Annotated in this window: 20 protein-coding genes and 3 pseudogenes; 13 read left to right on the top strand and 10 right to left on the bottom strand. The window is 40.9% G+C overall.

From position 1 onward, the window contains the following. Nucleotides 1-101 precede the first annotated feature (101 nt). Both G7Y45_RS13035 and G7Y45_RS13030 read left to right on the top strand, forming a co-directional pair. Entirely contained in the window at nt 102-1,481 is a 1,380-nt protein-coding gene (locus tag G7Y45_RS13035) for an Mfa1 family fimbria major subunit (protein WP_032542326.1), read from the top strand. Between the two features lie 23 nt (nt 1,482-1,504). Continuing rightward, on the top strand, nt 1,505-2,422 hold the full coding sequence (locus G7Y45_RS13030) for a FimB/Mfa2 family fimbrial subunit (RefSeq protein WP_165014791.1): 918 nt from the start codon (nt 1,505-1,507) through the stop codon (nt 2,420-2,422). Here G7Y45_RS13030 and G7Y45_RS13025 read toward each other — a convergent pair whose 3' ends face one another. Continuing rightward, a complete protein-coding gene (locus G7Y45_RS13025; RefSeq protein WP_005805967.1) occupies nt 2,423-3,043 on the bottom strand; it encodes a lysine exporter LysO family protein in 621 nt (206 codons plus the stop codon). Beyond that, nucleotides 3,040-3,318, bottom strand: a complete 279-nt coding sequence (locus G7Y45_RS13020) for a LysO family transporter (protein WP_165014761.1) — start codon at nt 3,316-3,318, stop codon at nt 3,040-3,042. The genes G7Y45_RS13025 and G7Y45_RS13020 overlap by 4 nt, the downstream gene beginning before the upstream one ends. Nucleotides 3,319-3,751: 433 nt before the next feature. On the opposite strand from G7Y45_RS13020, the gene pyrB reads away from it, so the two are divergent. From pyrB to G7Y45_RS12990, 6 genes are all read left to right on the top strand, one after another. After that, nucleotides 3,752-4,678, top strand: coding sequence for an aspartate carbamoyltransferase (gene pyrB / locus G7Y45_RS13015; RefSeq protein ID WP_005777613.1), 927 nt, complete (start codon nt 3,752-3,754; stop codon nt 4,676-4,678). Between the two features lie 4 nt (nt 4,679-4,682). Next, a complete protein-coding gene (pyrI, locus tag G7Y45_RS13010; RefSeq protein WP_005777611.1) occupies nt 4,683-5,144 on the top strand; it encodes an aspartate carbamoyltransferase regulatory subunit in 462 nt (153 codons plus the stop codon). Between the two features lie 88 nt (nt 5,145-5,232). Then, nucleotides 5,233-5,802, top strand: a complete 570-nt coding sequence (locus G7Y45_RS13005; RefSeq protein WP_165014758.1) for a flavin reductase family protein — start codon at nt 5,233-5,235, stop codon at nt 5,800-5,802. Between the two features lie 4 nt (nt 5,803-5,806). Further along, nucleotides 5,807-6,535: a porin family protein gene (locus tag G7Y45_RS13000; protein WP_005805955.1), complete on the top strand. Its 729-nt coding sequence runs from the start codon at nt 5,807-5,809 to the stop codon at nt 6,533-6,535. Between the two features lie 107 nt (nt 6,536-6,642). Beyond that, complete coding sequence (gene glyA, locus G7Y45_RS12995; RefSeq protein WP_005805953.1) at nt 6,643-7,923, top strand: serine hydroxymethyltransferase; 1,281 nt, start codon at nt 6,643-6,645, stop codon at nt 7,921-7,923. A 182-nt stretch (nt 7,924-8,105) separates the two neighbouring features. Beyond that, a complete protein-coding gene (locus G7Y45_RS12990) occupies nt 8,106-8,816 on the top strand; it encodes a hypothetical protein (protein WP_005777603.1) in 711 nt (236 codons plus the stop codon). 87 nt (nt 8,817-8,903) lie between these two features. Here G7Y45_RS12990 and G7Y45_RS12985 read toward each other — a convergent pair whose 3' ends face one another. Then, nucleotides 8,904-10,571: a formate--tetrahydrofolate ligase gene (locus G7Y45_RS12985; protein ID WP_165014755.1), complete on the bottom strand. Its 1,668-nt coding sequence runs from the start codon at nt 10,569-10,571 to the stop codon at nt 8,904-8,906. Between the two features lie 167 nt (nt 10,572-10,738). Here G7Y45_RS12985 and G7Y45_RS12980 point away from each other — a divergent pair, with 167 nt between their 5' ends. Next, nucleotides 10,739-12,748, top strand: a complete 2,010-nt coding sequence (locus G7Y45_RS12980) for a sensor histidine kinase KdpD (protein ID WP_165014751.1) — start codon at nt 10,739-10,741, stop codon at nt 12,746-12,748. Between the two features lie 26 nt (nt 12,749-12,774). On the opposite strand, the gene G7Y45_RS12975 is transcribed toward G7Y45_RS12980, so the two are convergent. From G7Y45_RS12975 to G7Y45_RS12950, 6 genes are all read right to left on the bottom strand, one after another. After that, the gene (locus tag G7Y45_RS12975; RefSeq protein ID WP_165014748.1) at nt 12,775-14,886 is read right to left on the bottom strand and encodes an outer membrane beta-barrel family protein; all 2,112 of its coding nucleotides are present in this window, start codon (nt 14,884-14,886) and stop codon (nt 12,775-12,777) included. A gap of 142 nt (nt 14,887-15,028) precedes the next feature. Then, complete coding sequence (locus G7Y45_RS12970; RefSeq protein WP_165014745.1) at nt 15,029-16,216, bottom strand: MalY/PatB family protein; 1,188 nt, start codon at nt 16,214-16,216, stop codon at nt 15,029-15,031. Further along, a complete protein-coding gene (locus G7Y45_RS12965) occupies nt 16,213-17,079 on the bottom strand; it encodes a DUF3737 family protein (protein WP_165014742.1) in 867 nt (288 codons plus the stop codon). The genes G7Y45_RS12970 and G7Y45_RS12965 overlap by 4 nt, the downstream gene beginning before the upstream one ends. A 418-nt stretch (nt 17,080-17,497) precedes the next feature. Continuing rightward, the gene (locus G7Y45_RS12960; RefSeq protein ID WP_165014740.1) at nt 17,498-18,526 is read right to left on the bottom strand and encodes an alpha/beta hydrolase; all 1,029 of its coding nucleotides are present in this window, start codon (nt 18,524-18,526) and stop codon (nt 17,498-17,500) included. Nucleotides 18,527-18,834: 308 nt separating this feature from the next. Further along, the gene (locus G7Y45_RS12955) at nt 18,835-19,911 is read right to left on the bottom strand and encodes an NAD(P)-dependent alcohol dehydrogenase (RefSeq protein WP_022012789.1); all 1,077 of its coding nucleotides are present in this window, start codon (nt 19,909-19,911) and stop codon (nt 18,835-18,837) included. A 49-nt stretch (nt 19,912-19,960) separates the two neighbouring features. Next, nucleotides 19,961-20,509, bottom strand: coding sequence for a flavodoxin family protein (locus G7Y45_RS12950; RefSeq protein ID WP_165014737.1), 549 nt, complete (start codon nt 20,507-20,509; stop codon nt 19,961-19,963). Nucleotides 20,510-20,698: 189 nt separating this feature from the next. Between G7Y45_RS12950 and G7Y45_RS12945 the strand changes: the two are divergent. Together G7Y45_RS12945 and G7Y45_RS20160 are read left to right on the top strand one after the other, a co-directional pair. Beyond that, nucleotides 20,699-20,872 (top strand): annotated as a pseudogene (locus tag G7Y45_RS12945) (GyrI-like domain-containing protein); the annotation flags it as partial. After that, nucleotides 20,869-20,997 (top strand): annotated as a pseudogene (locus G7Y45_RS20160) (epoxyqueuosine reductase); the annotation flags it as partial. The pseudogenes G7Y45_RS12945 and G7Y45_RS20160, both read left to right, overlap by 4 nt. Here G7Y45_RS20160 and G7Y45_RS12940 read toward each other — a convergent pair. Further along, a pseudogene (locus G7Y45_RS12940) lies at nt 20,982-21,344 on the bottom strand (phage integrase SAM-like domain-containing protein); the annotation flags it as partial. The pseudogenes G7Y45_RS20160 and G7Y45_RS12940 overlap by 16 nt on opposite strands. A gap of 543 nt (nt 21,345-21,887) precedes the next feature. Between G7Y45_RS12940 and G7Y45_RS12935 the strand changes: the two are divergent. Further along, nucleotides 21,888-23,015 (top strand): GyrI-like domain-containing protein, encoded by a 1,128-nt coding sequence (locus tag G7Y45_RS12935; protein ID WP_165014734.1) that lies wholly within the window; start codon nt 21,888-21,890, stop codon nt 23,013-23,015. Further along, nucleotides 23,012-23,713: an epoxyqueuosine reductase gene (locus tag G7Y45_RS12930; protein WP_005820164.1), complete on the top strand. Its 702-nt coding sequence runs from the start codon at nt 23,012-23,014 to the stop codon at nt 23,711-23,713. Before G7Y45_RS12935 ends, G7Y45_RS12930 begins: the two co-directional genes overlap by 4 nt. Nucleotides 23,714-23,777: the final 64 nt, after the last annotated feature.

Genomic DNA, 23,777 nt, shown 5'->3' with positions numbered 1-23,777 from the left:
TTTGTTTATAAATACATTTTTAAAGTCACAAATCGTTGCTGTCTGGAAGGTATATTTGTTATCTGAAAAAAACGTAGTATATCCACTTAAATAAAAAGATAATGAAAACAAGTAAAATCTTTATGACTACACTGGTTGCATTGACTATGGCCGCATGCAGCAATGACAATGATTGGGTTGACCAGCCCAGCAATCCGGACGTAATTGCCCCGGATGCATATGCCTCTTTTTCCATCAGCATTCCCCACGCATCGAAGACACGTGCAGTATCTACAGATCCGGGAATTGCAGCGGAAAATACAGTGAAATCCCTACATGTGTTTATTTATGACGCAGAATCTCCCAATACACCTACTGTAGCTGAATTTACAGTCGCAGGAGGTACGCTCACACAGAAACCAGCCGGGAGTTCTACCTGGGTGACCAGCCAACCGGTCAGTACCAAAAAGACGGATAAATATATTTTTGCGGGAGTAAACCTTAATGCAGAAATAGTGAACTATATTACTTCTAATGGATTAGGTGCATTCAGCTATAAAGATTTCACACAAGAAATAACAAAATTGGCCGATCAAACAAATGGATTTGTCATGTTCAATAGTGCTTATCCGACCCTTACGCCCGCTACTGATTTATATGAGAAGAAAAGTGAAGCCGAAAACAATCACATAACCATTTCTGTAAATCGCGTCACTGCAAAAGCGGCGGTGTTCCAATCACAGAGCTTTGTAGTGAATGGAGGCGGAACGATGACAGATCTGAAGTTCGGCTGGAGAAACCTGAATAAAAAATTCTACTTTATTCAGGATAACAGGGACGCTCTCATCAAAGACTATAACTGGGCTAATTATACCGCAGCAGATTTTACGAGGGGAGCAGATGCCATCAACGTTTATGCTTCGGCTGATGTGCCTACCTCTTTTTCTTATGCTACGGAAAATGCATTCCAGTATATTTCGGGTACATCCAATGTGGATGCAGCAACTTTTATCAGTGTCAGCGGGGTATTTACACCCACTAACATCATATCTGCCAAAATAAATCCCCCTACAGTTGCGGCTGATTTTGAAATCATCGTCAATCCGAAACCGGCGGATAAAACATTCTTTGTCGTGCGGACTGCCGATGGTGTTGCCAATTACTTTATAGATGGACCTACGGCAGAAAAGTTTGCGGAGCTATGTGTCGCAAATACTCCGCAAATGCCATCTATCAATGGGGCCTACCTATTATCGGAGAATACGTATAGCAACGGATTGTGTTACTATCATATTTTTGTTAACGGTGATGCAGTCACACCACAGGCTCCTTATAATATCTACAGAAACCAATATTTTAAGATCAACATCAATTCTATACAAGCACCGGGAAATCCTTCGGATAACTTTGACAGCGGAGAACCAATCAAGCCTAATTCATGGATTGGAGTCGACATCCAGATTATCCCTTGGGAAGTAATTGAAGAAGATCACGATTTATAACCAGCTAATTAATGTCCCACAGAATGTTCACCTGCAAGATAGAAGCCGGATTCAGAGTATTCATATTCATTATATTGCCTTTCGTACTCACGAATTGCATCCGGGAAGATATGTCCGGATGTCCCCGGGATGATGGAGGGTTGGCCCTCAAATTCAGCTATGATACAAATGCAGACTCAAGGCAGAGCACTCCACAAGGTATCGATCGGTTGGCTGTTTTCATATTCGATGAAAAAGGGCTTTTTATCTCTCAGGTAAACGATTCTATGACTTCAATCAATGACGATTATGTCATGGAGCTGCCTTACAAACAGGGCAGTTACCAATTTGTAGCATGGGGTGGCTATGATAAAAGTACTTATCAGACTTCTGAATGTGTGCCGGGAAAAACTTATATCGATGATTTCTTTCTATCTGTAAAACGTCAGGAGGACAACCGGGTAATCAATCAGCCCAAACTGCTCTATCACGGTATGCACGATATAGTCGGGCATAACAGTAAAGAAAAAACAATTGTATTGATAAACTTGAAACAAATGACGAATCATATCCGGGTCATTGCTCATAATTTGAATCAAGACAGAAGTGACAACATTTATATAGAGGATAATAACGGTAAGTATGGATATGATTCACAATTCTCCGATGATGACCAGATAAGCTATATTCCCATTTATGAAGCATCATCGGGACAATCAGATCCGTTGATTGCCGACTTCAATGTAATGAGACTGGAAAAGGATAGAGAACCCCGGCTGCGAATTGCCGACAAAACAGGTACAATCCGCTATGATGAGAATCTTATTGGTAAACTCATAGGCGGAAATCCCAATATTGATTTTGAGCATAACCATAATTTCACCATTGAAATATCCTTCGATAACTACATCCCGGTCATTATCAAGATTAATGGCTGGGAGATAGTTAATGAAGAAATATAACTATAAACTGCAGAAAAATGAAACAAAGAAAGGTACACTCATATCAATGAGGATTCCGTGAAAGATGGCAACAGGTATCATGTCCTTTCCCGAATAGTGAGTAATGGACGGCAACAATACATCCATTGAATTTACACCGGCAGCAGAAATAGGGGCCAGTTTCCCAAAATATTTCCTGATCAGTGGTGCGCCCAGCAAGGCCATCATTTCGCGGAAAATATTGGCCAGCAAAGCAATTGTACCAAGTTCCGTTGCCAACTGTAATCCTACAGAAGCTTCCTTAAACTGAGTAATCAAGATGGATGAAAGGGAATAATATGCAAATCCACTTCCCACTGCCATACAATCGAATACACTCCACTGACTCAACAATAAACTGGCAAAAGCTGAAAAAAGAAGGGTTCCGACAATGGTAGCTATCGGCACTAAAAGCATATTGGGGCGTAGACTTTTGATCAGAAATTTCAGATTCTTATTGCTTCCGATACTGATGCCAACCTGCAACATCAACGCATAAAGTATATACATAGAAAGATTGTGCATGTCAAACTGGAAATCATTGAAGATTCCGACCAGACAGCCTATACAGAAAAATGCGACAACAATCAGACTGCCTTTCATGATTTTCCTCCTTTCTTGAAAAACAGGTGTAATACGAGAAAAGAAGCCAACATGCTGCCCAAGATACTTGAAGTAGCCAACACAATGGCTTGCCATCCGAATTTACCCAGATTATTTACGATTAAACTATTGGAGCCTATCGAAAGGCCCAGCACGAAAAGTAGCAGGAATATCGTAAGCGAAGTACTCTTTTCTACTTTCTCCAGAAATTTCAGGTTACGCAGCAAATAACCGATGCCAATACCTAAAAACATGATAGATATAATGAAAAACATACTCGTATATTTTAAAAAGTTACACAATGCAATCCCTGGCAACTTTTATGTATGAGCTGCCGGACAGATCCTCCCTTTCACCTTATATTTAATAAGGGGAACGAAAAGAGATAAATCAAACTACAAAACAGGGAGTAATTCAGATAAATCCGCTAAACCAATGTACATGCACAATGCAGTGTCCGTACAGAATCTTATTTTCTCGCACGGCATTGTGTATGCTATATGTAGTAAACAATCGGTTCATATCATTCATTAATTACAGTGCAAAGGTAATACTATTGCGCATATTTTCCAAATAATTATGCAAAATATAAATAGTCATAGTAGTGGAATTACTCATAAAAAGACGATGAAAATCTTGCAGAACCTGTATTTTTCTTCGTATCTTTACAAACCGAAATAAAGGATATATCAATAAACATATAACGATATGGAAAACAGAAGTTTAGTAACCATAGCAGAGCATTCGAAAGAAAAAATCCTCTATATGCTCGAAATGGCGAAACAATTTGAGAAGAATCCCAACCGCCGGTTATTGGAAGGTAAAGTAGTGGCTACCCTATTTTTTGAACCTTCTACCCGCACCCGGCTAAGTTTCGAAACCGCTGCCAATCGCCTGGGCGCACGGGTTATCGGATTCTCGGATCCTAAAGCCACCAGCTCATCCAAAGGGGAAACTCTGAAAGATACAATTATGATGGTTAGTAACTACGCTGACGTGATTGTAATGCGGCATTTTCTGGAAGGAGCAGCACGCTATGCCAGTGAAGTGGCTCCGGTGCCTATCGTAAACGCCGGAGACGGAGCCAATCAGCACCCTTCACAAACAATGCTCGATCTCTATTCCATTTATAAAACACAAGGTACACTGGAGAATCTGAACATCTATCTGGTAGGTGACCTGAAATACGGACGTACAGTACACTCTTTACTGATGGCAATGCGGCATTTTAATCCGACTTTCCACTTCATTGCTCCCGAAGAGCTGAAGATGCCGGAAGAATATAAGATTTATTGCAAAGAACATAACATAAAATATGTGGAGCACACAGACTTCAACGAAGAGGTAATTAAGGATGCGGATATTCTTTACATGACCCGCGTACAACGTGAGCGTTTCACTGACCTAATGGAATATGAACGGGTGAAGAATGTATATATCCTGAAAGCGAAAATGCTCGAAAACACTCGTCCCAACCTCCGTATACTGCATCCATTGCCACGTGTTAACGAAATAGCTTATGACGTGGACGATAGTCCGAAAGCATACTACTTTCAGCAGGCACAGAACGGTCTCTATGCCCGTCAAGCTATACTTTGCGATGTATTAGGAATCACTTTACAAGATATTTTATAAAATCATGAGCGAGAATAAACAAGAACTACAGGTGGCCGCACTGAAAAACGGCACTGTTATTGACCATATCCCTTCGGAGAAACTCTTTACTGTAGTTTCACTGCTTGGGTTGGAACACATGACGACCAATATTACTATCGGATTCAATCTGGACAGCAAGAAACTGGGTAAGAAAGGGATCATCAAGATTGCTGACAAGTTCTTCTGTGACGAAGAAATCAACCGTATTTCCGTAGTAGCACCTCATGTAAAACTAAACATTATCCGTGACTACGAAGTGGTAGAAAAGAAAGAGGTACGTATGCCGGACGAGTTAAAAGGTATAGTGAAATGTGCCAACCCGAAATGTATTACGAACAATGAACCGATGGCCACGTTATTCCATGTGATTGACAAGGATAGTTGCGTTATAAAATGCCATTATTGCGAAAAAGAACAGAAAAGAGAAGATATCACAATCATTTAGTTACGTGTCACAGCGCTACGAGTTTTAAAATACTGTGCTATGACGTAATAGCACTTGTAGCGCATATAGCACGCTATTAATAAAAAAGATGAAGCAAGACTGGAAACCCGGAACCCTGATTTATCCGTTGCCTGCCGTACTGGTGAGTTGCGGAAACAATGAAAGTGAATACAATATACTTACGGTAGCTTGGACCGGAACCATTTGTACCAATCCACCGATGTGTTATATTTCTGTCCGTCCCGAACGCTACTCCTATCCTATTATAAAAAAGAATATGGAGTTTGTGATCAACCTGACAACCCGGGATATGGCTTTTGCAACAGATTGGTGTGGGGTACGGTCGGGTAAGGATTATCACAAATTTGAAGAAATGAAACTGACACCGGGTAAATGCACGGTGGTGAGTGCGCCTCTCATTGAGGAATCTTCCCTTTGTATCGAATGCCGGGTAAAAGAAATTGTATCTTTAGGATCACATGATATGTTTATTGCCGATGTGGTAAACATTCGGGCGGATGACCGTCACTTAAACCGGGAAACCGGAAAACTGGAACTGGCAGAAGCTAATCCGCTTGTATATGTACATGGAGGATATTATAATCTGGGAGAAAAGATCGGTAAATTCGGTTGGTCAGTAGAAAAGAAAACAAAGTGAAGCTATGAAACGAGTGATTCTCCTTTTTATATATATGTGGATTACTTTTGCCGCTTATGGTGAAGGTGATCATAAAAAGGAAAAACGCCCGGATGACCGCAAAATAAATGTAGGAATCAGGGGTGGTTTTAACTCTTCCATGTTTTTGGTTTCCAATCTGAAAATCAAAGATGTAACCATTGACGAGATTCAGAATAATTATAAAATAGGTTATTTCGGTGCTCTCTTCATGCGCTTCAACATGAAGAGACATTTTATACAGCCCGAGATATCGTATAACATCAGCAGATGCGAAATCACTTTCGACAAACTGGGTTCACAACATCCCGATATCGAACCTGACTATGCATCGGTTAATTCAACTATTCACAGTATTGATTTTCCGTTGCTTTACGGCTATCACGTAGTAAGACAAGGCCCTTACAGCATGTCTCTTTTTGCCGGACCGAAACTAAGATATCTGTGGAATCAAAAAAATAAAATCACCTTTGAGAACTTCGACCAGCAAGGCATCCATGAGAGGTTACATCCCTTCAATGCCAGCGCAGTGATCGGAGTAAGCGTCAGCATTTCACGTATCTTTTTTGATTTTCGTTATGAACAAGGACTTCGCAACTTGTCGAAGTCTGTTACTTACGATAATATAGACGTCGAAGGTAAGCCCGAAGTAAGTAATATCACTTTTCGACGCCGTGATAATGTACTTAGTTTTTCACTCGGAGTTATATTTTAAATAACTTTTTTAGCTAAAAGGTTGCACACTCTTTAAATATTACCTAAATTTGTGCGATTATAATAATAAAGGTTTCAAGATATACTTTAATCTTATTATAACAAATAATGAAAAGAGACGATTTAATTTTCGAGATTATCGAAAAAGAACATCAACGTCAGTTGAAAGGCATTGAGCTGATCGCATCAGAGAATTTCGTGAGTGATCAGGTGATGGAGGCAATGGGATCTTGTCTTACCAACAAATATGCGGAAGGATATCCGGGTAAACGCTATTATGGCGGCTGTGAGGTGGTAGACCAGAGTGAACAAATTGCCATCGACCGCTTGAAAGAGATTTTCGGTGCAGAATGGGCCAATGTACAACCTCACTCAGGAGCACAGGCTAATGCTGCTGTATTTCTTGCTGTGTTGAACCCGGGCGACAAGTTCATGGGACTGAATCTGGCACACGGAGGTCACCTTTCACATGGTTCATTAGTAAATACTTCGGGAATCATTTACACTCCCTGCGAATATAATTTAAAACAGGAAACCGGTCGCGTGGATTACGACCAGATGGAAGAAGTGGCATTACGTGAGAAACCCAAAATGATAATTGGAGGAGGTTCAGCCTACTCTCGTGAATGGGATTACAAACGTATGCGCGAAATTGCCGATAAGGTGGGTGCGATCCTTATGATTGATATGGCACATCCTGCCGGATTAATTGCAGCAGGACTGTTAGACAACCCGGTGAAATATGCTCATATCGTAACTTCAACTACCCATAAGACTTTGCGGGGACCTCGTGGCGGTGTAATCATGATGGGTAAAGATTTCCCCAATCCATGGGGAAAGAAAACTCCAAAAGGAGAAATTAAAATGATGTCTCAGTTGCTCGACTCAGCTGTATTCCCCGGAATACAGGGTGGTCCGCTGGAACATGTAATTGCAGCTAAAGCCGTAGCTTTCGGTGAGTGCTTGCAACCGGAATATAAGGAATATCAGAAGCAAGTACAAAAGAATGCTGCCGTATTGGCACAAGCCTTAATTGACCGTGGCTTTACCATCGTTTCCGGCGGTACGGATAATCATTCGATGCTGGTGGATCTACGCAGTAAATATCCTGACTTGACAGGTAAAGTTGCCGAAAAAGCACTTGTATCTGCTGATATAACAGTCAATAAAAACATGGTTCCGTTCGATAGTCGTTCTGCGTTCCAGACTTCAGGTATCCGTTTGGGTACTCCCGCTATCACGACTCGTGGTGCAAAAGAAGATCTGATGCTGGAGATTGCAGAAATGATCGAAACCGTTCTATCGAACGTAGAGAACGAAGAAGTGATAGCACAAGTACGTGCACGTGTCAATAAGACAATGGAAAAATATCCGATCTTCGCTTATTAAATAGCACATTTTAGTATTAAACAATAACATACGTGGGCTCGCAATTCTCTGTGAAGAAAGTTGCGGGCATTTTTTTTGCTCTTTTAACATGGCATTAACACCCCACCCTAAAACCTTTCCTTCCCAAGAACCGTTGTTAAGTAGTTAAAAAAAGAAGATATTCACTTAATACCTAAACTGATATGAAAATAAGAAATTTAATGGTTGCAACTACATTATTTGTTGCTGCAGGAGCTATGGCTCAAAATCAGGATTGCGCCTTCTTCTTTCCTAATCAAGAAGGTGAGCAAATCACTCGTAATTGTTACACCGCTGATGGTAAACTCACCAACATCCTTGTCTACAGAGTAGACCAAGCCTACGATTACCCTTCAGGAATGGAAGTAGTAGCCAACTATACATTTACTGATGCTTCCGGAAAAACACTCAATTCCGGGCAAATGGTAGCTCGCTGCAATGACGGTAACTTCTCTATGAGTATGGGAGATGTGGCCACATTCCCCACTGCACTTAATATGATGAATGCCGATGTATATATGATGGGAGATTTAATGAATTACCCGAATGCATTTTCCGATCCAATGAATCCGGGAGACGATGACGAGTTTGATGACGGCACTCTGCGTCTTTATCAAAAAGGCAATAAAAATAACCGCGCCGAAATTTCTATCTTCGACCGGGAATTTGTTGCTACCGAAACGGTAAACACTCCAGCAGGAGCATTCTATTGTACCAAAGTAAAGTACGAAATGAATATCTGGACTCCTCAGGAAACAATAAAAGGTTATGGATATGAATGGTATGCACCCAATATTGGAATTGTCCGCTCTGAACAATACAATAATAAGAAGGAGCTACAATCGTACAGTGTGTTAGAAAGAATCAAAAAGTAGCACACTGGACTCTATATATCCGTCATCCCCGCCATTCTTTCAAGAAGAATAGCGGGGATTTATTTATTGCTTTATATCGGACTATCTTTAACTCAATCCTTCAATATTACCATCCACGATGTCAATATGCAGAGCTTGTGGTTCTTTAGGTAAACCCGGCATACGCATTATTTCGCCCGCAATCGCTACGATCATCTCGGCACCGTTATTTATAACGATATCTTTAATATGAAGTTCGAAATTATCTACCGCACCATATACTTTCGGATCGGCAGAGAAAGAATATTGGGTTTTAGCAATACATACAGGATAATGACCAATACCCATTTCTTCAATCAATTTAATCTTGTTACGGGTCTGTGTGCTATAAGTCACGACACTTGCACCATATAGATTGATTGCGATTTTCTCGATTTTCTGCTGTACGCTGTCTCCATCATCATATGTAAACTGTAACGGTTCAGACGGTTTATTTTCAATTGTTTCAACCACAAGGTTCGCCAGTTCGACAGCACCCTCGCCTCCTTCCGTAAAGGCATTATTGATAGCATAGCCTACTCCTAACTGCTCACAGTGCTCACGAAGCAACTCCATTTCTTCATCCGTATCACTCGCAAATTTATTGAAAGCAACGATAACCGTTTGACCGAACGAATGAAGATTACGAACATGCTTGTCCAAATTGCGCAAACCTTCTCTCAATCCTTCAAGATTCGGTTCTTTAATTCGGTCCAGGCTTACTCCTCCGTGCATTTTGAGCCCTTGTGCTGTGGCAACAATCACTGTCAGACGTGGTTGAAGCCCGCTCTTACGACATTTAATATTATAAAATTTCTCTGCTCCCAGATCGGCACCGAAGCCGGCTTCTGTGATAACATAATCTCCAAAAGTCATCGCCATTTTTGTTGCCAAAATAGAGTTACAGCCATGGGCAATATTAGCAAATGGGCCACCATGTACAAATGCAGCGGTGCCTTCGGTAGTCTGTACCAGATTCGGATGTATAGCATCTTTCAGCAAGACAGTAATAGCCCCTGCCACGCCCAGATCTTTTACAGTAAACGGTTTGTTATCATAGGTGTAGCCTAAAAGAATATTTTCGATACGACGGCGGAGATCATCTACATCCTTTGAAAGACAAAGAATAGCCATAATTTCCGAAGCCGGTGTAATGTCAAATCCGGATTCCTGTGTAATACCATTTGTTTTCGGACCAAGACCAACTACGATATTGCGCAATGAACGATCGTTGACATCGAGTACGCGACGCCAGAGAATCTCTTTCAGACCAAAACCTTTAGATTGATTCTGGTATAAATAATTGTCCAGTAATGCAGAGATCATATTGTGAGCCGAAGTGATGGCATGAAAATCACCGGTAAAATGCAAATTAATCTTTTCCATCGGAAGTACCTGGGCATAACCTCCTCCTGCTGCCCCTCCTTTCATACCGAAACACGGCCCCAAGGAAGGTTCACGCAAAGCAACAATTGCCTTTTTACCTATCTTGTTTAATCCTAATGCAAGCCCTATGGATACAGTCGTTTTACCAATCCCTGCTTTCGTTGCGGTAATGGCAGTGACCAAAATCAGATTGCTCTGTTTCACCTTTTCTTCATCAATCAGATATTCAGGGATTTTTGCAATATACCGGCCATAATTTTCTACCTCATCGCGAGGTATGCCGATGCTTTCAGCCACTTGTTTTATTTTCTTCAATTCAACACTACGTGCTATTTCTATGTCTGATTTCATATTGGGAGTTATTAAGTTAGTAAATGAAGTCGCAAAATTAACAATTAACTCCATATCAAAGTTGTCTTTATTACCTTTTTTTAGTGGAGATAAAAAGATGCCACATCATTGCTGGATTTTTCAGGGAAAAAAGACGTATATTTGCTACTTACAAACAAACAAGCAATATGATACGATATATAATCTTTGTGGCTCTATGTATCTGTACCGGAATAGTATCAGCTATAGATCACCATGCAAAAGACAGCCTCTTACTACAACTAAAACATACGACAGTATCCGCTCAACGAATCAGTATCTACAGAAATCTGGCAGATATCTGTTTTGAAACACCGGACGAAAAAACATATTTGCTTGGCATGTATAGAGAAGCTAAAAAGGCGGGTGACACACCCATGATGCTTGATGCATTGAATGATCTTGCATGCGGAGAGGCTAAAGAATACCACATGGATTCAGCGTATCATTATATGAATCTGATAAAAGCAACTCATAATGTCAAAGAAATAATTCCTTTATCAGCTTATCTTCACATGCGTTTTTTCGATATGCTATGCAGCCATAACGAGACAGAAGAGGCCATTGCGAAGGAATTGCAGTTTACGGAAGAAAAGAAATCGGACGCACCATCTCTATACAGCAAAATCGTACAAGCTTATATCACCGGAAGTAGCCTTTATTCCAATGAAATGATGAAAGAAGCACTCCCCTATTTGGAAACAGCAATGAACTTATCCAAGCAATTACCTCCTGAGAAACGCATTAAATTTGTATCAATGATTGTTTGGAAATTATCCAATATCTATAGCTTTTTGAACGAATGTGACTCAGCGATCCGTCTTTTGGAAGAAGATTTGGAAAATCAGCAACTGTATTATAAAGATCATTACGAAGCAAAACGCCCCTTTTACAATCTGGCTGCACGTGAGTTACAAATCTATGCGTCACTGTTGACAAATGCTATCATGGTAGCTCCCGAAAAGATGGATTATTACTGGCAGCAAATAGTAAAACTGAACAAGGAGCTGACAAATCCGTACGACCGGTACAATTATTTCCTATCAATGGACAACTATTACTTGAACTTAAAGCCTCACCCCAATTATGAGAAAGCATTAATTGCCAATGACAGTCTGATTCAAATAGCTCAAACGATAATTCCAAACAATCTGCCAGGACTCTACGACATCCAATCACAAACATATGAGGCCATGGGCAATTTTAAGGAGGCGCTGGCATATCTTAGAATATCTGCTCAGTATAAAGATTCGCTAAACACTGAAAATATGCAAAAGCAACTTAGTGAACTCCAAATAAAATATGAGGTGAACAAATTGAATAATGAAAAGTCACAGCTTGAAATCAAAAATAAACGCATTTTAGTGATATGCCTGTTCGTCATCCTGACCATTGTAATCGTTATCTGTCTTTATTTATATCACAATCTGAAAAAAGAAAAAAAGATGAAGATTCACCTCCGGAATCTCAAGCAAAAGGCTGAAGAAAGTGAAAAGATGAAAACAGCTTTCATTAATTCTGTTTGCCACGAGATACGAACACCACTTAACGCCATTGTCGGTTTCTCTGACTTGATATTCAATGATGAAGTAGATAAAGAAAACCGCGAAAGCTTCTCACACGAGGTGCAGAAGAACACGGTCTTACTGACTTCACTGATCAATAATATGCTCGAGGTATCCAGTCTGGATGTATCACAGGAAAAGCTGCCTTGTAAACAAGTCGATTTACATCATATCTGCATACAAGAAATGAAGCAACTAAGCCAGTATCATAAGCCTGATATAGAATATCATATGGACTTACCGGAACACCCTGTCATTTTGTCTACCCATGAGAAATATTTATCATTGGTTATAGAACACTTGTTGAACAATGCTAATAAATTTACCGAAAAAGGAACTATCACCCTCCGTTACCGTATGGATGAAGCACACCAACAGCTTCACATCAGTGTGACAGATACCGGATGCGGTATTCCGGTTGACAAGCACAAAGAGGTATTCGAGCGTTTCTCGAAACTCAACACGTTTACTCCGGGAAATGGATTAGGACTATATCTGTGTCAACTAATTATCCGCAGGTTATCCGGAGAGATAAATATCGATCCTACATACAAGGAAGGTACTAAAATAACAGTAACAATACCTGTCCAATAGCCCCTCCTTAATTTTTAAGAGTAAATCTACTTGAAACGTGAAGTATCCACACCTTCACGTTTCTTCTCTTTATATCCTCCGAATTTATAGGTAAACGAGATACCCAATTCACGAAAAGCGGAATAATGGTTTGTTACGTTCTGCGTGGCATAACGAATATGCGGAGAGATTTGAGCCGTTTCAAACAAGTCATTGCACCGAAAGGTTAACAACGCTTTCCCACCAGCAAAGGTATATCTGAGTGCCACATCTACATTGCCGGATACCGGTAAATCATAAATGCCCTGTATTGCCTTACTGCGCATCATCCCATTCACAATCAACCTGAGATCCGGACGGGAAGAAAGGGTCAGGGTATGATTCATATTCAACATGGCATAATATACTTTCCTGTCAAAAGGAATATTCCAGAAGTCACTGTCTTTCTGGCGATCGTAAACGCCGGTCAACGTAAAACGTGAACTTAGCCAGCGACCTATCGTAAATGGAACAACAGCTTGTATACCTGCTTGTTGCTCAAAATCAAAATTGAAGTATTTATAGATCTCGACTAATCGGTCGGGGGACTGATAAAGAGTTTGTGTTGCATTATCTTTAGTATGGCTATACCAGACATTGAATATATATTTACTCTTCAGAATATAAGTCAATTGTAGCTGATAATTAATTTCCGGTTTCAGATAAGGATTTCCATGAATTTCTGAATATTCTCCGCCCATATAGGACACGGCATTTTGAGTTGCCCAATAGTCGGGATAACTTTTATCGCTGCTGAGTGACAATTGCCATACGTTTCCCGGTGCCGGAGTGTAATTGAGATTAAAAGCCGGATATAGACTCCATTCATTCCATACAGTCGTATGGAATTGTTCGGCAGCCAACGAGGCATCCAAAGACAAGTTATCGCCAAAACTCTTGTTAAATCCGGCATAGAAATTCAGTGTTTGTTCCCGCCGACGAGATTTCATGTTGTTGCTTTCCAACATCATGTTGTCATTCTCAGAGTTATAATAATATTGATAGCTGTTGTCTAAACTTGTAGTATAGACAGCTCCATAGTTTACTCCCCACCCATTAGGCAGTTCATGTTCTTGAGAAAGGAAAAGCTTCCAACGATTGATACGCTGAGAATCGCTACTACGAAAATTCAATTCATCGCCTTCTAACCGGCTATGTAGCAATTGTGAAGAAGGCGAATGATAATAAGTATATTCCACTCCTGCTTTCATTCCGAATGGGGTGTGATAATCGATCCGCCCGTTATGTAGTTGATCGACCATCCGGGTACGGGCATTTGAGGTTTGTGTACCATTCACTGTACTTAAATTAAAGCCATTCATAAACTGGGCATTGTATGTCAAACTGAGCTGATGATCGTCGGCAAAAAGATAATCACCTCCCAAGCGTAAATTGTGTCTGTTAAAACGACTTTTTTGAGATTCGTTGGTGTTCATGGGATGTATCGTACCATCCGACAAGGTGTGCAAAGCCTTCTTATCCGTCAAGAAATAGTTCCGTCCATGACTGTAAGAGTAAAGAAAGTCTACAGAAAATTTATGTCCGGAATATAGAAGGCTCGCACGCTCAGTCAGGTTTTCATAATGCTTTTGCCGGTAGTCACTGAAAATTTCTCCTTGCAGGGAGGCTGCTCCGGAATCACCTTGCTTCAGACAAATGTTTATCATGGCTCCACGCACCTGATAACGTGCTGGAGCCGAATACATCACTTCAGCTTTCTCTATACGACTGGCAGGAATACTTTTTAATAGAGTGTTCAGTTGTTCGGGAGTCATTGTAGTCACTTTGCCATCCAATACAACAGTAACGCTCTTTCCACCTAAAGTAAGGTTATCGTTCATTTCCGTGACACCGGGAAGCTCCTTCACTGCATCATAAGCATTATCTACCGCTAAATTCCGGAGGAGCCGTGGCAGGTCATATATAAGTTTGCCTTGCATAGCTTTCACTATCGGGCGTTCACCTACCACCATCACTTCCGGCAAGGATCTGTATAAACTGTCTAAACGTCCATCCATCGTAATCAGGCTATCTGCAGAAAGTATCCGGTCTTCATTTTGCGCTGCCACCTGCCAACAGACAGCAGCAACAAACACTAAAGTTATGTAAATCCGTTTCATCTTTTCGTTTTTTGTTTGGGTTACAGCTGCAAAGTACCGAAGAAAAGACAAAACAATGAGTTATCACCGGCTTATTTAGAGTTATCTACTGTTATCGGGAATACTATTCTTATATTTACTCAATTGTATCATGGAGCAGCATCTACCTATCCCGACAATAGCAAAGACTTATTTCTTTAAGACCTCTCTTCAATCGATTTAGGCCGTCAATCAATATCTGTCGGGGACAGGCTATATTGATACGGATAAAGCCTTCACCGGCTTCTCCATACATACTTCCTTCGTTTATACAAAGTTTTTCTGCCTTCAATAATAACTCTGCAATTTCCTTTGAACTACGATTCAGCACCGAACAATCTACCCATACCAGATATGTACCTTCCAATTTCACAACAGGAAATTGTGGAAGATACTTATTGAAAAAAGTCCTCATGTACAGGTAATTATCCGACAGATAACATTTCAGTTCCTCCAGCCACTCTTCCCCGTCATTGTAGGCGGCCACTAAGGCTTCCACACCAAACGGATTCACGTCACAAACCTCATTCAAATTGATTGCTTTATCTATTTTCACACGTACAGATTCATCAGCCGCAAAGATATTGGCAATCTGCAATCCGGCAAGGTTGAATGCTTTGCTTGGCGAAGTACAGGTAACCGAACGATTTCGGAAATCATCCGAAATAGAAGCAAAAGGTATATAAGTATGCCCCGAGTAAACCAACTCACAATGTATCTCGTCCGCTACAACCAGTACATCATTACGAAGGCAAATTTCACCGATACACATCAGTTCTGCCCGGGTCCAAACCCTTCCTACAGGATTGTGTGGATTGCAAAGTAACAATAGTCTTACTTTCGGATCGGTAGCCTTCCTTGCCAAATCGTCAAAATCAATCCGGTATGTTCCATTCGTGTATACAAGGGGATTAGCTACTATTTCGCAACCATTATTACGAATAGAAGAAAAGAAACAATTGTAAACCGGGGTTTGTACCAGCACACGGTCACCCGGAACAGTCAGGGCTTTGATTATGGCAGATAAAGCCGGAACGACTCCCGAAGTGTATATAATCCAATCTCTATCTATCTGCCAACCATGCCGGCGCGTGAACCAGTTTATAATGGCATCATAATAAACCGGAGGGACTTTGGTATAGCCAAAAATGCCATGATCCATCCGCTTACGTAACACTTCAACCACAGCAGGAGCCGTACGGAAATCCATATCGGCTACCCACATAGGCAGAACACCCTCTTCCATCACCGCATCCCATTTATAGGAATTGCTATTACGACGGGAAATTATTTCATCAAAATCGTACTTCATGCGCTAAAGCAAGTTAAGTTGTCCCATAGTTGCAGTGCGCAGTTAGCAGGAGCTTTAATACTTCCATCCATAATGATTTCCCCGTAGCTTTCTGCCGTTATACTGCCGGTACGCGGATTCTTCACACTATGTACCGGAGTGTTAATAGTTGCCTGCAAACTGCTGTATTCAAAACAAAGGTCAGCATCATCAGCCATCATACAATTCTCCATAACAAGGTCGTGAGCATAACAAAGTGGCTGCGTTCCCGAGATTCTGCAATTTACCAGACGTAGATTGTGAGAGTGCCACCCCAAATACTCTCCGTTCAATTCAGAGTCATACACGGTTACATTCTCCGTATTCCAAAAGGCATCTTTCGAATTAATGACAGCATTATGAATTTCTACGTTCTTGCAATACTGAAAAGAATAATTCCCGTTCTGGCTATAATTATCAATACGGATATTTTCACTATGCATGAACAGGTAATCGGCCTTATCTATCTGTACCTTTTTTAATTCTACATTACGACAATGCCAGAACGTTTCCAACGCATTGGGAAGTTGTACGTTTTCCAATTTGATACCATCCATTTCACGAAACATTTTCGGAGCTTCTACCACGGTATCCATCATCTGGAGATTTTGTGAATACCAAAGTGCGGCACGTGCTCCTTCCGTAAAAAAGCTGCTTCTCACAATGAAACCATTCGTGTGCCAGAAAGGATATTTACCTTCAAAACGGCAGTTCACTGCTATGATATTACTGCACTCTTTTAATGCGGATTCACCGGCATGAATCGTTACGTTTTCCAATTGCAAGTCGTGTGTGGCAAACAAAGGACGTTCGCCTTCATAGTCCTTATTCTTAATTATTTCCATGATTTGATTGTTTAGTTATCGATTTTATTTCTTCCCCTGGTATATCCTCCATCAAAGTAACTCAAAAGAATGATTATATCATATTTCATTCCCATATCCTTCTTTTTTATGGTTCACCCGATACATGCGCAGTTGAATCAGCGTTTAAATGGAATTGATAATCAGAATATTATATTTACCTAAATTTTACTATCGACGTAAATCCATTTACCCAGGCACGTAAAAGCTTTTACCTGGGCATGTAAATCCATTTACCTCGGTATGTAAAAGCATTTACCCCGGCCGGTAAATGGAACCGGCATTCAAGGTTACGGATGTCCGCACCTGGAGTTAACGTCAAGACAACGCATTCTTCGGATAAACCAGATTCCAGCAATGCATGAGAAAAAACTACGCATTTGTGTCGGATGAACTTTTATTATTTCAAATATGTCTTAAAGAAATCCTCCAATTTGTCGAACGGAATAAAATTCACGCGGTCGTAAAGATCCACATGACCCGCACCGGGCACAATATAGAGTTCTTTTGGTTCGGCGGCAAGCCGGTAGGCATCTTCACTGAATTCACGCGAATGTGCATTCTCTCCGGTAACAAAAAGCATCGGACGTGGTGAAATGGTTTCAATATCAGCAAACGGATAAAAATTCATAAACTTGACATTGCTGCTGAGCGTGGGATGTGTAGTGGTCAATGGGGTTGCTCCTTCAGGAGTATATTCTCCCCGTGAAGTACGGTAGAACTCATAGAACTCACGTGCTATCGGATCGGAGTTTTCTGTTATTTCATGAGGAGTCCCACCAGTATATCGGGTTTCTCCACCCAAGAACTCTACATAGCGTTGTTCGGCGGCTTCGACCATGATTTGCTTCCGTTGCTCCAAAGTCAAGGCATGCTTCAGCCCATTACGACTGGCTGTCCCCATGTTGTACATACTTATGGTTGCAATGGCCTTCAGACGAGGATCTATTTTTGCCGCACTGATGGCAAAACTTCCACTGCCACAAATCCCAATCACACCGATATGCTCACGTTCGACAAATGAACGTGTCCCCAGGTAATCGACTGCAGCACTGAAGGCTTCCGCATAAAGCTCCGGAAGGACTGCATTGCGAGGCTCTCCTTCGCTGCTTCCCCAGAAAGATAAGTCGATGGATAAAGTTACAAAACCGCGTTCGGCCATTTTCGTAGCATAGAGATTAGCACTCTGCTCTTTGACGGCTCCCATAGGATGTCCTACAATAATTGCCGGACGTTTCTCGTCTGCTTTCATCTCTTTAGGCAAAAAGAGATTACCTGCCACTTTCATTTTGTACTGATTGGGAAAGGATACCTTCTCCATATTTACCACATTGCTTCTATAGAAATTATCTGCATCGGTTTGAGCAAAAGAAGGATTTGTACTGAGTATCGTAAACGATGTTGCTGCCAATAATAAATTTCGCTTCATATCTTCCTTGATTTTAGTAATTAAATAATTGATTATCTTCTTTCTACATTGCAAATATACAAGGAAGAAAAGAGACTCCTTGTAGACATATTACAGACATCATAACCCGAATTACAGATTATGCTTCTTTATGCCTACACCAATTTTAAGTTTGGCATAAAGTGCCACTGCGATACAGACAGCTAACTAACGGCATTACGCAAAAAAGCATTCCATACCTTACAAGGACAGAATGCTTTTTTTGATATCTACCAATATGTTGGAAATGAAACACACGGACCATGTCCGTGTTATCAGTCTATGGGACCTTACATCACATTATCGGTATTCGGAGAAACTTTTTTCGCTTTCATGTCAATCACAAAACGGTACTTGACATCATTCTTCTCCAAACGTCGGAAGGCTTCGTTTATCTGATCAACACCAATCAACTCTATCTGAGCCGTAATATGATGTTCCGCACAGAAATCAATCACCTCTTGTGTTTCGGCAATACCGCCAATATTGGAACCGGAGAAACTTTTGCGGCCATTTACAATATTGAATGCACCGACTTCAAGCGGTTGGTTAGGAAGACCAACTAAAACGAGACTACCGTCCACTTTCAAGGCATTCAGATACATATTTACGTCATGCCGTGCGGAAACCGTATCCAGGATCATATCAAAACGAGTCTGATATTCCATCTGTCTGGAGTCGGTGGACAGAACAGCTTCGTCTGCACCCAATTCTCTGGCTGTATTCATTTTTGAAGGAGATGTTGTAAACACAGTAACATGGGCTCCCATCGCCTTGGCAATCTTTATTGCCATGTGGCCTAACCCACCGATACCGACAATACCTACTTTCTTTCCGGGACCTGCCCCCCAATGCTTCAATGGCGAATAAACGGTAATTCCTGCACACAAAATGGGAGCTGATGCTGCAAGATCAATCGTCTCAGGAAGTTTCAGTACATAATTGGCATCGGCCACAATAGCTTGCGAAAAACCGCCATAGGTCTGTCCGCCAAGATATTTATCGGGCGAATTAAAAACAACAGTCCAGCCTTCATCACAATATTGCTCTTCACCGTTGTGACAGTGTTCGCAATGTCCGCAACTATCAACAATGCAACCAATACCAGCTAAATCACCAACCTTAAATTTTGTCACATCCGAACCAATTCCTGTAACACGTCCTACAATCTCATGTCCGGGAACTATGGGATAAATAGTTCCGCCCCAGTCATTATGCACAGAATGAAGGTCTGAGTGACAAATTCCACAATATAAAATATCAATTTCCACATCGTTCGGTAGAAGTGAACGACGCTGAATATCCAAACGATGAAGCGGTGTTTCAGCCGATTCTGTTCCGTAAGCTTTTACTGTCTTTGTTTCCATACTGTTTTAGGATTATGTTTTGAAATAATTTATTCTATACCAATCTATATTATGAAATTAGTTTCCCCATTTCATATGCTTCTGCCAATGCCGGATTACCTTTTATTTCACCCACATGCCAAACACCGGTAGCAAGCACTTTACCTTTCACTACCGGATTTTCCAGACAATCGATAAATCCCATGAGGTTATCGAATACATGTTCCAAATAAGGAAGTCCTTCTTTACCCTCGGCAGCAGAAGCGAGAAAATAAAACTCCTTATTAATCATTTCGGTATAAGGGCCGCAACAACGGTCGAGTAACGTTTTCAACTGTGCACTCATTGCATAAAAATAAACGGGTGTCGCTAAAACGATAACATCGGCCGATAACATTTTCTCAATAATTTCCGCCGCATCATCTTTCTGAGGACACGGCTTCTTATATTGGCTGCATACGCCGCATCCCGTACAATAGTGGATAGTCTTGTCCCGTAGAAAAACCTTTTTCACTTCGTTCCCCGCCTCTGTGGCTCCACGCATAAACTCATCACAAAGTGTATCAGAATTTCCCCCGCGTCGCGGACTGGATGATAAAATCAATACTTTCTTGCTCATAATTATCTATTGTTTAAATTGTTGTTGTTCATGTTACAAAGGTATGTGGTTAAGAGAATATACTTAGTAGATAAATTACGGGGAATATAACCCGAATTACAGATTCTGCAATTAGGCGTCTACCTGCAGTTCGGCCTGGTGGATTCAACTGGCAGTAGGAGGGTGCGATACTGGATATCGGCGTGGTTTTATCATGAACTGAATAAGGTGTACGGCTATAATTACCTCGACCGGTTGCCGACAAGCGATTATACCCTGCGGGAACAGTTCACCTTTGAAACTTACATCAACACTCCCGAAAAAACTCCGGCTGCGGAGCTTATAACAGATATTTATATCCCTATTACAAAAAAAGAAACATGAAATACTTAAACCAAGAAATAGAAAATGAATTAAAAAATCATGGAGCAGGACTGGTTCGCTTTGTCGGCATATCGCATTTGGACGAAAGGCAAAACAGACAACTCCCGAACCGATTGTACACCGCCTTCAAATCACGCATGTAGGTAGAGATGGTATTGAGGCTCAACCCTTTCGGCCCCCTATCTATCTTTTGCGCCCCTTCCTTGCCGGAGCTTCTCTTTCGCGCCCCTTCCAGTTTCATCCATTCCTCATACTCCTTCAACCTGCCCGGAGTGAAAACTTCACCCACCGGCATCGGTGTTCCTTCACCCCCGTAAAACTCCGTAACAGATTTCAGCGCATACGTGTACGTATGTACCGCCGAACGTTTCTTGTCCGCTTCCAACTGTCCGATCACCGACTGCATGTAACATGCCAGATCCGGTAAGTTCGTGGTTAGCGTCCCTCCTGCATTCCTTTCTTTTTCATCCATAATACTCTGATTTTTAGTTCCGCATCGCGCGTATGTCCTGAAACAGGCATGACGACGGGAAAGTTTTGGGATGCAAAGTAAAGAATGTGAGGAAGTGATAAAGAACACAAAAGGGGAAATAAAAGAACCCGGCAAGTATTCAATTTCAGGCGTAGGCTGTATAATTTATCTATTCCGGATGTCCAGGTTGGACACCGAAATAACCACCAACTTTATCCGCCGCTGTTCTTTCACTTATCACGATAAAACGATCAGGTTTTGCTTCTTCTCCTAACACAGAGATAAGAGCAAGTTTGGTTAAGTGATGCAAGGGAAAATCAATAATGCTAATTTATAGTTAAGGGGTACCCGCAAATTATTAAATAGAACCCTAACAGAAAGAAATTTTACACTAATGAAAATATAATCACCCATTACTATATGTAAAGTATTGAATCTATAATTATATTAAGGCATTCCCTATTTTCTTTTAAAAGAAGACTACTTATGGTAACCTTTAGCACAATCTATTGATTAACTTTGCACCCCAAGAACAAGAAATATATGAAAATCAATGCTGAAACAAAATATTGCCAAACGTGTGGAATCCCATTAGACATAGATTATACCAATCTTAAAGCAAACCAAAATGTGGAGTATTGCGACTATTGTTTGCACAACGGGGTTAAACTCTATGATTTCTCAATGGATTATCTCATTTATCTTTGGGGGCTTTTCCCCGAAGAATATTATAAAGAGACAGGAGTCAATCTCACTTCGGAAGAATTGAGAGCGGAAATGTCCAAACGACTTCCGAATATCAAGAGGTGGAAACAAAAGATCAATACGGCTCATGTGCAATATGATTTGATTATAAGAGTTCAGGAGTATATCAACCGCCATTTGTTTGACGACCTTAATTCCGAAAAGCTATCGCATGTTGCAGGTATCTCCAAATATTATTTTCGCAGGCTTTTCAAAGCAGTTTGTGGCGAAAATATGGGAATGTACATTCAACGACTGAGATTAGAGTACATTGCATTTAAGCTAATAACAACTGATATAAGTGTCCCGAAACTTCTCGGGCAAATCAATTATCAGAACAAACACACACTTTCGAGGGCATTCAAGAGTTATTTCAATTGTTCCATTCCGGAATTTCGCAAAAAGCATTCAAACGTCAATCCTGAAAGAAAGAATCCGATACGAATTGAACCAAGTATTGAAAAAATATCTGGTATCCGAATCGCATACTTGAAATTGGAAAGAACAAATAATGTCATCCATAGCTTCTCTGTTTTGTGGAAGCAGTTGCTACAATTTTCCGAAAAATATGAATTGTCTTCAAAAGGATGTAAATACATGAGTTTGACTCTCGATTATCCGTATATCACGCCCGAAGAACAAAGCCGTTTTATGATTGGGGTAATATTGCCCAAATCATTTGAAATGCCGAAAGGCTTTGGCGTTTATGAGATTCATGCGGGAGAATATGCAATCTTTCGTTTCAAAGGGTTTTATCATGAACTAAATAAGGTGTACCGCCATATTTACCTTGACTGGTTGCCGACAAGCGATTATACCCTGCGAGAACAGCTCACCTTTGAGACTTACATCAACACTCCCGAAAAAACTCCGGCTGCGGAGCTTATAACAGATATTTATATCCCTATTACAAAAAAAGAAACATGAAATACTTAAACCCAGAGATAGAAAACGAATTAAAAAATCAAGGAGCAGAACTGATACGCTTTGTCGGCATATCGCATTTGAATGAAAAGCAAAACAGACAACTCCCGAACGCCATTGTTTTTGCACTCCCGCTAACCGCAGAATATGCTAAAATGGTATTTAATATTCCCGACTACGTACAAGCACGGATAGCGGATAATTACAATTTCGACGATGATGAATATTCGCAAACCGAACATAAGGCGGGAGAAATAGCAGACGAATTGGCCAAGTTCATCACCGGAAAGGGGTATAAAGCCATATCGCAATCCGATACAGGATTAGTGGCTGACGGCGTATTCAATTTTGAAACAAAAGAATCAGTATTGCCCCATAAAACCGTTGCACTACTTGGCGGATTAGGGTGGATTGGGAAAAACAACCTGTTAATTACTCCTGAATATGGTGCAGCACAATGTCTCGGTACGGTTTTAACTGATGCTCCACTGGAAACGGTATTGCATGAACCTCTAACTCCAAAATGCGGAAATTGCATTACTTGTGTCAATATCTGCGAGAGAAAGGTCCTTAAAGGTAAAGTTTGGAGTAGATCTGTTTCAAGAGATGAAATCGTTAACATACATGGATGTAGTACCTGTTTGAAATGCCTTGTGCATTGTCCCAGAACACAAACATATATAAAGAGGAATATTGTCTGAATCTCCACAAGCAACAAACGAAGGTTCACAAGAATAAAAACGGAAGAGAAATCAATCCCTTCCG

It is taken from the genome of Bacteroides sp. ZJ-18 (assembly GCF_011038705.2).
In the GTDB taxonomy this organism is placed as follows: Bacteria; Bacteroidota; Bacteroidia; order Bacteroidales; family Bacteroidaceae; genus Bacteroides; species Bacteroides hominis.
The sequence above is the reverse complement of the archived record's forward strand: the minus strand, read 5'-3'. Positions and strand labels throughout refer to the sequence as shown.

Excerpts from the sequence above, each read along its gene's own strand:
- G7Y45_RS13035 (WP_032542326.1), top strand. The coding sequence starts at position 102 with ATGAAAACAAGTAAAATCTTTATGACTACACTGGTTGCATTGACTATG.
- G7Y45_RS13030 (WP_165014791.1), top strand. The coding sequence starts at position 1,505 with ATGTTCACCTGCAAGATAGAAGCCGGATTCAGAGTATTCATATTCATT.
- G7Y45_RS13025 (WP_005805967.1), bottom strand. The coding sequence starts at position 3,043 with ATGAAAGGCAGTCTGATTGTTGTCGCATTTTTCTGTATAGGCTGTCTG.
- G7Y45_RS13020 (WP_165014761.1), bottom strand. The coding sequence starts at position 3,318 with ATGTTTTTCATTATATCTATCATGTTTTTAGGTATTGGCATCGGTTAT.
- pyrB (WP_005777613.1), top strand. The coding sequence starts at position 3,752 with ATGGAAAACAGAAGTTTAGTAACCATAGCAGAGCATTCGAAAGAAAAA.
- pyrI (WP_005777611.1), top strand. The coding sequence starts at position 4,683 with ATGAGCGAGAATAAACAAGAACTACAGGTGGCCGCACTGAAAAACGGC.
- G7Y45_RS13005 (WP_165014758.1), top strand. The coding sequence starts at position 5,233 with ATGAAGCAAGACTGGAAACCCGGAACCCTGATTTATCCGTTGCCTGCC.
- G7Y45_RS13000 (WP_005805955.1), top strand. The coding sequence starts at position 5,807 with ATGAAACGAGTGATTCTCCTTTTTATATATATGTGGATTACTTTTGCC.
- glyA (WP_005805953.1), top strand. The coding sequence starts at position 6,643 with ATGAAAAGAGACGATTTAATTTTCGAGATTATCGAAAAAGAACATCAA.
- G7Y45_RS12990 (WP_005777603.1), top strand. The coding sequence starts at position 8,106 with ATGAAAATAAGAAATTTAATGGTTGCAACTACATTATTTGTTGCTGCA.
- G7Y45_RS12985 (WP_165014755.1), bottom strand. The coding sequence starts at position 10,571 with ATGAAATCAGACATAGAAATAGCACGTAGTGTTGAATTGAAGAAAATA.
- G7Y45_RS12980 (WP_165014751.1), top strand. The coding sequence starts at position 10,739 with ATGATACGATATATAATCTTTGTGGCTCTATGTATCTGTACCGGAATA.
- G7Y45_RS12975 (WP_165014748.1), bottom strand. The coding sequence starts at position 14,886 with ATGAAACGGATTTACATAACTTTAGTGTTTGTTGCTGCTGTCTGTTGG.
- G7Y45_RS12970 (WP_165014745.1), bottom strand. The coding sequence starts at position 16,216 with ATGAAGTACGATTTTGATGAAATAATTTCCCGTCGTAATAGCAATTCC.
- G7Y45_RS12965 (WP_165014742.1), bottom strand. The coding sequence starts at position 17,079 with ATGGAAATAATTAAGAATAAGGACTATGAAGGCGAACGTCCTTTGTTT.
- G7Y45_RS12960 (WP_165014740.1), bottom strand. The coding sequence starts at position 18,526 with ATGAAGCGAAATTTATTATTGGCAGCAACATCGTTTACGATACTCAGT.
- G7Y45_RS12955 (WP_022012789.1), bottom strand. The coding sequence starts at position 19,911 with ATGGAAACAAAGACAGTAAAAGCTTACGGAACAGAATCGGCTGAAACA.
- G7Y45_RS12950 (WP_165014737.1), bottom strand. The coding sequence starts at position 20,509 with ATGAGCAAGAAAGTATTGATTTTATCATCCAGTCCGCGACGCGGGGGA.
- G7Y45_RS12935 (WP_165014734.1), top strand. The coding sequence starts at position 21,888 with ATGAAAATCAATGCTGAAACAAAATATTGCCAAACGTGTGGAATCCCA.
- G7Y45_RS12930 (WP_005820164.1), top strand. The coding sequence starts at position 23,012 with ATGAAATACTTAAACCCAGAGATAGAAAACGAATTAAAAAATCAAGGA.